The sequence below is a fragment of the Streptomyces murinus genome (genome assembly GCF_002154555.1).
Lineage (GTDB): Bacteria > Actinomycetota > Actinomycetes > Streptomycetales > Streptomycetaceae > Streptomyces > Streptomyces murinus.
The window spans coordinates 1-7,599 of sequence record NZ_MUNF01000515.1; the positions used below are offsets into that span (position 1 = coordinate 1).

At 72.3% G+C, this 7,599-nt stretch carries 8 protein-coding genes; 1 reads left to right on the forward strand and 7 read right to left on the reverse strand.

The window, feature by feature from the left end:
• Nucleotides 1-236: 236 nt before the first annotated feature.
• From CCN72_RS28395 to CCN72_RS28410, 4 genes are all read right to left on the reverse strand, one after another.
• Nucleotides 237-560 carry a hypothetical protein gene (locus CCN72_RS28395; protein WP_085566447.1) on the reverse strand — a complete coding sequence of 108 codons (324 nt, stop codon included), beginning with the start codon at nt 558-560 and terminating at the stop codon, nt 237-239.
• A complete protein-coding gene (locus CCN72_RS28400; RefSeq protein ID WP_037660091.1) occupies nt 557-925 on the reverse strand; it encodes a WhiB family transcriptional regulator in 369 nt (122 codons plus the stop codon). Before CCN72_RS28400 ends, CCN72_RS28395 begins: the two co-directional genes overlap by 4 nt.
• A gap of 170 nt (nt 926-1,095) precedes the next feature.
• The gene (locus CCN72_RS28405) at nt 1,096-1,419 is read right to left on the reverse strand and encodes a hypothetical protein (protein ID WP_078967565.1); all 324 of its coding nucleotides are present in this window, start codon (nt 1,417-1,419) and stop codon (nt 1,096-1,098) included.
• A gap of 163 nt (nt 1,420-1,582) precedes the next feature.
• Nucleotides 1,583-3,790 carry an ATP-dependent DNA helicase UvrD2 gene (locus CCN72_RS28410; RefSeq protein WP_208638120.1) on the reverse strand — a complete coding sequence of 736 codons (2,208 nt, stop codon included), beginning with the start codon at nt 3,788-3,790 and terminating at the stop codon, nt 1,583-1,585.
• A 174-nt stretch (nt 3,791-3,964) separates the two neighbouring features.
• Between CCN72_RS28410 and CCN72_RS28415 the strand changes: the two genes are divergently transcribed.
• On the forward strand, nt 3,965-4,207 hold the full coding sequence (locus CCN72_RS28415; RefSeq protein ID WP_037660088.1) for a mycoredoxin: 243 nt from the start codon (nt 3,965-3,967) through the stop codon (nt 4,205-4,207).
• A 76-nt stretch (nt 4,208-4,283) separates the two neighbouring features.
• On the opposite strand, the gene nudC is transcribed toward CCN72_RS28415, so the two are convergent.
• The 3 genes from nudC to CCN72_RS28430 form a co-directional block, all read right to left on the reverse strand.
• A complete protein-coding gene (gene nudC / locus CCN72_RS28420) occupies nt 4,284-5,228 on the reverse strand; it encodes an NAD(+) diphosphatase (RefSeq protein WP_086810752.1) in 945 nt (314 codons plus the stop codon).
• A 155-nt stretch (nt 5,229-5,383) separates the two neighbouring features.
• Nucleotides 5,384-6,787, reverse strand: coding sequence for a dipeptidase (locus CCN72_RS28425; protein WP_086810754.1), 1,404 nt, complete (start codon nt 6,785-6,787; stop codon nt 5,384-5,386).
• Between the two features lie 47 nt (nt 6,788-6,834).
• The coding region (locus CCN72_RS28430; RefSeq protein WP_143664225.1) for a PD-(D/E)XK nuclease family protein at nt 6,835-7,599 on the reverse strand (765 nt) is incomplete at its 5' end.

Here is a 7,599-nt window from a genome sequence, read left to right on the forward strand (position 1 = left end):
GGCGGGGACACCGCAGCGGGCGCACACGAGGGGGACCGGGCGCTCCGCGGAGCCGCCCTGATCGCTTCCTGGGGGAAGACTCGTCACCCGGTGACGATAACTCCGCGCCCGGCGAGCGGCACGCAGAACGCACCGCGGGGGCCGGTCCGTTCGGCCGGACCGGCCCCCGCGGGGAGTCACCACATCGTTCGGGTCCTGCCCCGCACGGGGAAGCACCTTTTCGTCGTATGCGGGATTTACTGCATGACGGCCATGGCGAGCGCACGGCGGGCACGCAGCGAAGCGCGTTCGGCGCGGCGCTGCATGCGCTGGGCGACGGCCAGGCGGGTGGCCTGGCGTTGCCGGTGGGCGTCATGGAGGCGGTCGTGCATATGCGCACGAGCCAGGGCTTCTTGCATGAGTTGCATCTCACGGGTCCTGTTCTGGCGGGCTTCGGTCGCGCCGGAGGTGGTGGAGTCTGGGATCGCGGAGCCTGCGGGCTCGCTGGTGGACGGCTTCATCGGGGCCTGCTTCTTGGGGTCGTGCGTGAGGGGACGGTCGATTGTTCCTGCGGTGTTCATGCCGTGACCGGGTTCTTCCGCGGGCGGCCACGCGGCCGCTTCCGGGCGACGACGACACCCTGGACGAACAGCTCGCCACCCCAGACGCCCCAGGGCTCACGCCGCTCCTTCGCCCCGGCGAGGCAGGCCTCCATCAGGGGGCAGGTGCGGCAGAGGGACTTGGCGTACTCCACGTCCGCGGGCGACTCGGCGAAGAAGACCTCCGGGTCGTAGGAGCGGCACGGGACGGGCACGCCGAGGTTCTCGATGGCGTCGTCGAGCGCGGTGAGCGCGGTGAGCGGGATCAAGGTGGAGTCCTCCGTGAGGCCGGGCGGGGGGATCGTTTGCGAAGGCGGTACGGACGGGGCGTGCGCTTCGAGTTGCACGGGTGGTTTTCCTCGTCTGGTCGTCCGGCCGGTTGACCGGGTGTCGGCTGGTACCGGGTTCTTTTCTTGTCCCGAGGCCCCTTCGCGTCGTCCTTCCCGTTCGGGAAAAACTGAAGGGCCGCGGATCCCGGATGGGGTTCCGCGGCCCTGAAGGCACCGGCCTGATCGAATCAGGCTGGATAACTCCAGGGTTCTGGCCCACGGAAGGCCCACATCTGGTGGTGCTGCGTCGTCTGCTTCCGGAATCCGGCACCAGTCGCCGTAAAGGCATAGGCATGTGCCTGTGCTTCTACTGCTCCCAGTGCCTTGGTCGGTCGCTCATTGCGCTCATCGCGGACGGGAAGGCCCGCGACGGGCAGGGAGGACGCCGGGTGCGCGGCACGGATGCCGGACAGACCGGTGCCCCGGTCAAAGGCGCCGAGCAGGCACAGGGAGACGGCCGAGCGATCGGTCAGTTTGGCCGTGCTGATGTTGCTGACGTTGATGCTGATCACTGGACTCGCCTCCTCTCGGCGTCTCTGGGACCGGTGAACCGATCCGTTTCGTATGTGCAAGTACATCACGGAGGGCGGGCCTTGGAGAAGGCCGCTGCTTCCGTGCCTAGAACCTATGGGGATTCCCGGCGCGTGCGCAAACTATTTTTGCGACGAGTTCGTATCAGTCCACCGCGATCTCACCATCAAGCTCCTGACCTGCACAGATGGCCAGGACTTCGGCTCCGTAGCTGCGCAGCTTGCGGCTGAGGACACCGGGGATGCGGGAGAGCTCGGCGGGGCTGTCCGGACGGTTCTCGGCGATGGCCATCAGGGTGCGGTCGGTGAAGACGCAGAAGTCCGGCTGCCCGCTGTTCGCGGCCTGGACGGCGCGCCATTCGCGCAGCCGCTCGTAGAGCCCCTCGTCCATGTCGGAGGGGCAGTCCTCGCAGCGCATCAGCTTCATCTCGCCGGCGTCGGTGAGGGTGCGGCCGCAGACCCGGCAGCGGGCCGGGGTGCGCTGGGCGCGCCGGGGCACCGCGGTGGCGTCCACGCCCCGGATGCCGCGCTCGACGCCCCCGACGGATCCGGCGCTGCGGCCGACGGTGGGGGTGGTGCCGGGGCGCAGTCCGTCGAGGAAGCGGCTGGGCCTGCGGTTGTGGCGGCCGCCGGGTGAGCGGGACAGGGACCAGGAGACATGGAGGCGTTCGCGGGCGCGGGTGACCCCGACGTACAGGAGGCGGCGTTCCTCCTCGATCTGTTCGTCGGTCCTGGCGTAGGTGATGGGCAGCATGCCCTCGGCGACGCCCACCAGGAAGACGGCGTCCCATTCCAGGCCCTTGGCCGCGTGCAGGGAGGCGAGGGTGACGCCCTGGACGGTGGGGGCGTGCTGGGCGGCCGCCCGCTCGTCCAGTTCGGCGACGAAGTCGGCGAGGGTGGCGCCGGGGCGGGCGGCGGCGAGGTCCTGGGCGAGGTTGACCAGGGCGGTGAGGGACTCCCAGCGCTCTCTGACGGCGCCGGAGCCGGCCGGCGGCTGGATGGTCCAGCCGCCCTCCCCCGACAGCACGGCACGCACCTGGGAGGGCAGGTCCACGACGTCGTCCAGGCGGGAGTCGTTGCCCCCGAAGCGGGCGGCGCCGCGCAGGGCGAGGCCGGCCTTGCGCACCTCGGGCCGGTCGAAGAAGCGCTCGGCGCCGCGCAGCTGGTAGGGGACGCCGGCGTCGGCGAGCGCCTGCTCATAGGTCTCGGACTGGGAGTTGGTGCGGAACAGGACGGCGATCTCGGCGGCCGGGACGCCGGCGTCGATCAGCTCGCGGATGCGGCGGGCGGCGCCCTCGGCCTCGGCGGGCTCGTCGGTGTACTCGGTGTAGCCGGGTTCGGGTCCCGAGGGGCGCTGGGAGACGAGTTCCAGCCGGTGGTCGGCGGCGCGGCCGTGGGCCTGGGCGAGCAGGCCGTTGGCGAGGCGGACGACCTGGGGGGTGGAGCGGTAGTCGCGGACCAGCTTGACGACGGTGGCGCCGGGGTGGCGGGCACGGAAGTCGAGCAGATGGTCGGGCGTTGCTCCGGTGAACGAGTAGATGGTCTGGCTGGCGTCGCCGACCACGCACAAGTCCTCGCGGTCGCCGAGCCACAGGTCCAGCAGACGCTGCTGGAGGGGGCTGACGTCCTGGTACTCGTCCACCACGAAGTGCTGGTACTGGGCGCGCACCTGTTCGGCGATGTCCTGGCGGTCCTGGAGGACGGCGACGGTGAGCAGCAGGACGTCCTCGAAGTCGATCACCGCGCGGTCGCGTTTGAGGTCCTCGTAGGCCGCGTACAGGTGTGCGATCTCGGTGGGGTCGCGGGGGGCCTCGCGGCCGGCCTTCGCGGCCGCGTACGGATAATCGGCGGGGATGGTCTGGGTGACCTTGCACCATTCGATCTCGCCGGTGACATCGCGCAGCTCGCCGCGGTCGAGCCGGGTGCCGAGTCCGGCGGCCGCGTCGGCGACGAGCTGGATCTTGCGGTCGACCAATCGGGGCAGGCTGCCACCGACGGCTTTCGGCCAGAAGTACTGGAGCTGGCGCAGTGCCGCGGAGTGGAAGGTGCGGGCCTGGACGCCCTGGGCGCCGAGCTGGCGCAGCCGGCCGCGCATCTCGCCCGCGGCGCGGTTGGTGAAGGTGACGGCGAGCACGCTGGCGGGCTGGAGGATGCCGGAGCGCACCCCGTAGGCGATGCGGTGGGTGATCGCCCGGGTCTTGCCGGTGCCCGCGCCGGCCAGCACGCACACCGGTCCGCGCAGGGCGGTGGCCACCTCGCGCTGCTCGGGGTCGAGCCCTTCGAGCACCGCGTCGGCCGAGTCCGGGACGGCCGGTACCTGCGGGAAGAGGGGGGAGTGCGTTGCTGCTGTCACACAGCCATGCTGCCAGGTCGCCCGGAGCGGCCGCGGCGGTTGTCCACAGGCGGGACCTCATTGTCGTACTAATGCCCTGGTGGGAGCGGTGCACCCCCGATGGGAATGGCGGGGCACTCCCTCGCGTTCTCCCTCCGGACGACCTTTCCGAGCTGCCTGAGGAGCGCGAGAGACATGCAGGGCACTGTGACGATGTACAGCACGACTTGGTGTGGCTACTGCCGTCGGCTGAAGAGCCAGATGGAGCGGGAGGGCATCGCCTACACCGAGATCAACATCGAGCAGGACCCCGAGTCCGCGGCCTTCGTGGAGAAGGCGAATGGCGGAAACCAGACGGTCCCGACCGTGCTCTTCGCGGACGGCACCACGATGACGAACCCTTCGCTGGCCCAGGTCAAGCAGAAGCTCGCGGCCTGACACGGTCGACGTCGACGGAGAAGGGCGGCCCCCGATGCGGGGCCGCCCTTCTCCATGTCCCTGACGGCGCCGCGTCTCAGACGAAGCTGCGCGTCGGCAGTGGCTTGCCGTACCACATCTCGATCAGGCGGGCGGCGATGGAGATGCCGAAGGGCGGCAGGACCGTGCCGGTCTCGAAGGCGTCGTGCAGTTCCTGGCGGGAGAACCAGCGGGCCTCGGAGATCTCGTCGCCGTCGACGTCGATCTCGGTGGTGGTGGCGCGCGCCATGAAGCCGAGCATCAGGCTGGACGGGAAGGGCCAGGGCTGGCTCGCCACGTACTCGACGCCGCCGACGGTGACGCCGACCTCCTCGGCGACCTCGCGGCGCACCGCGTGCTCGATGGACTCGCCGGGCTCCACGAAGCCGGCCAGCGTGGAGAAGCGGCCCTCGGGCCAGTGCACCTGGCGGCCGAGCAGGATCCGGTCCTCCGCGTCGGTCACGGCCATGATCACGGCCGGGTCGGTGCGCGGGTAGTGCTCGGCGCCGCACGCCTGGCAGCGGCGGATGTGGCCGGCCGCGGCGATCACGGTCCGCTCGCCGCAGCGGGAGCAGAAGCGGTGGGTGCGCTGCCAGTTCTCCAGGCCGACCGCGTGCACCATGAGCGCGGTGTCGCGCGGGGACAGCAGCAGGCCCGCCTCGCGCAGGCCCGCCGGGCGCGCGGACTGGTCGATGCGTCCGGGTAGCGCGTCCTTCTGGAGCGCGAAGTAGGCGACGCCGTCCTCGTCGATGCCGAGGAAGTAGCGGTGCGCCTCGGTGAGCGGCGCCTCGAAGGAGGGGGTCATGACGACTTCGGTGCGGCCGTCGGCCGTCTCGTCGATGAGCACCTGGCCGCCGGAGACCACGAAACAGCGGGTCGAGGGGTGGCTCCACGCCGCCGCGAGCCAGGCCTCGTCCAGCCGGTGGTGGGCGGCGCGGTCGATGCCGCAGGGGGCGGTCAGCGAGATGGGTCGGTCGGCTGTGTCGTCGGTCCAGGTGGTCACGGGTGCTTCCAACTCCCCCAGTACGGCGGTTCGGTTCGGCGATCGGTTCGGGCGGACGTACGGCACGCGCACGGGACGCACCGGGTCGGGCGCGGGCGGGGCGGTGTCTCCAGTGTGCCTCTCGCCCGGGGCGCCCTTCCCCACGGTGCCGCTGGTCAGGGCGTGGGCCGCCAGTTCTCGGCCAGGTCGGCCCACAGGTAGGCGCTGGTCTCGACGCCCTTGAGGAGAAGGTCCAGTTCCACCTTCTCGTCGGGCGCGTGCCAGCCGTCGGAGGGGACGGAGATCCCGAGGAAGAGGACGGGGGCGCCGAGGACCTCCTGGAGGTCGGCGGCGGGTCCGGAGCCGCCCTCGCGGGTGAAGCGGACCGGGCCCTCGAAGGCGCGGCCCATCGCGCGGGCCACGGCCTGGAGCGCCGGGTGGTCGAGCGGGGTCAGGCAGGGGCGGGTGGCCGAGCCGAAGTCGATCTCGCAGCGGATCCCGGCGGGCACCTGGTCGGCGGCCCAGGCGCGGACCGCCTTCTCGACGTGGTCGGGGTCCTGCCCCGCGACCAGCCGGAAGGACAGCTTCACCAGGGCGGCGGACGGGATGATCGTCTTGCTGCCGGGGCCCTGGTAGCCGCCGCCGATGCCGTTGACCTCGGCGGTCGGGCGGGCCCAGATGCGCTCCAGGGTGGTGTGTCCGGCCTCGCCCAGGGTCGCCCGGGACTTGGCGGTGCGCAGCCAGCGCTCCTCGTCGAAGGGCAGCTCGGCGAAGAGCGCGCGCTCGCGGTCGGTCAGCTCCACGACACCGTCGTAGAAGCCGGGGACGGCCACCCGCCCCCGCTCGTCGTGCAGGGCGGCGACCAGGCGGGCGACGGCGGTGGCCGGGTTGGGCACGGCGCCGCCGAAGGAGCCGGAGTGGATGTCCTGGTCGGGGCCGTACAGCCGGATCTCGCACTCGGCGAGGCCGCGCATGCCGGTGCACACCGTCGGGGTGTCCTCGGCCCACATGCCGGTGTCGGAGACGATCACGGCGTCGGCCGCCAAGCGCTCGGCCCGCTCCTCCACCAGGGCCCGGAAGTGCGGGGAGCCGGACTCCTCCTCGCCCTCGATCAGCAGCTTGAGGTTGACCGCGGGGGCGGTGCGGCCGGTGGCGGCGAGGTGGGCGCGGACGCCCAGGGTGTGGAAGAAGACCTGGCCCTTGTCGTCGGCGGCGCCGCGCGCGTAGAGGCGGTTTCCGCGGACGACGGGCTCGAAGGGCTCGCTGTTCCAGCCGTCCTCGCGGGCGGCGGGCTGCACGTCATGGTGGCCGTAGACCAGCACGGTCGGCGCGTCCGGGTCGCCGGAGGGCCACTCGGCGAACACGGCGGGGGCGCCCTCGGTGGGCCAGACCTCCACGGTCGCGAAACCGGTCTCCGTCAGCTTCGCGGCGAGCCAGTCGGCGCTGCGCCGCACGTCGGGCGCGTGGTCGGGCTGGGCCGACACGGAGGGGATGCGCAGCCATGCGGTGAGGTCGTCGAGGAAGGCGGCGCGGTGCTGCTCGATGTACGTGCGGACGGCGCTGTCCGGGGTCAGGCTCATGCTCACGAGCCTATCGGCCCCCGACCGCATCCTCGGCGGGCGGTTCGTCACACTCGGGGGGCGCGCTGGATCACGTCGCCCTCGCCGTCGGCGGTCCCGGACTCGTCCGTGAGCAGCCGTTCCAGCGCGGCCCGGCCAGGCAGGTCACGGGGGCGTACGGCCTCCCCGGTGCGCACGTAGAGGAACGTGGCGGTGACCGCGTGGAGCGGGACGCCCTGCTGTTCGGCCCAGGCCAGCCGGTACACGGCGAGCTGGAGCGGGTCGGCGGTGTGCTCCCGGCCGGTCTTCCAGTCCACGATCTCGTACGTCGCCGACGCGCCCTCGCCCTCCCGGTAGACGGCGTCGATCCGGCCGCGCACGACCCGGCCGGCGAGGACGACCTGGACCGGCTCCTCCACACGGTACGGCGTGCGCCGGGCGTACTCGGTGCGTTCGAAGGCTTCCTTGAGCGCCTCCAGGTCCTCTTCGTCGGCGATCTCGGCGTCGGCGCCGGGCAGCTCGTCGGGCTCCAGGAGGGGCAGCGCCAGCTCCTCGTAGCGCGACTCCACCCAGGCGTGGAAGCGGGTGCCCCGGCGCGCGGCCCGCTGCGGGGGGCGCGGCATGGGGCGCGCGAGTTCCTGCGCGAGCCCGTCCGGGTCCTCGGCCAGCCGCAGCAGCTGGGTGGCGGTCAGCGTCGCGGGCAGGGGTACGTCCGTGACGGCACGCCGGGCCAGCAGCAGCTCTCCGGCGAGCGCGTCCAGATCGCGGTCCCAGGAGGCGATCAGGCGCGACTCCTCGGGCGTGAGGTCGGGGCGGGGGCCCGGCTCGGCGGG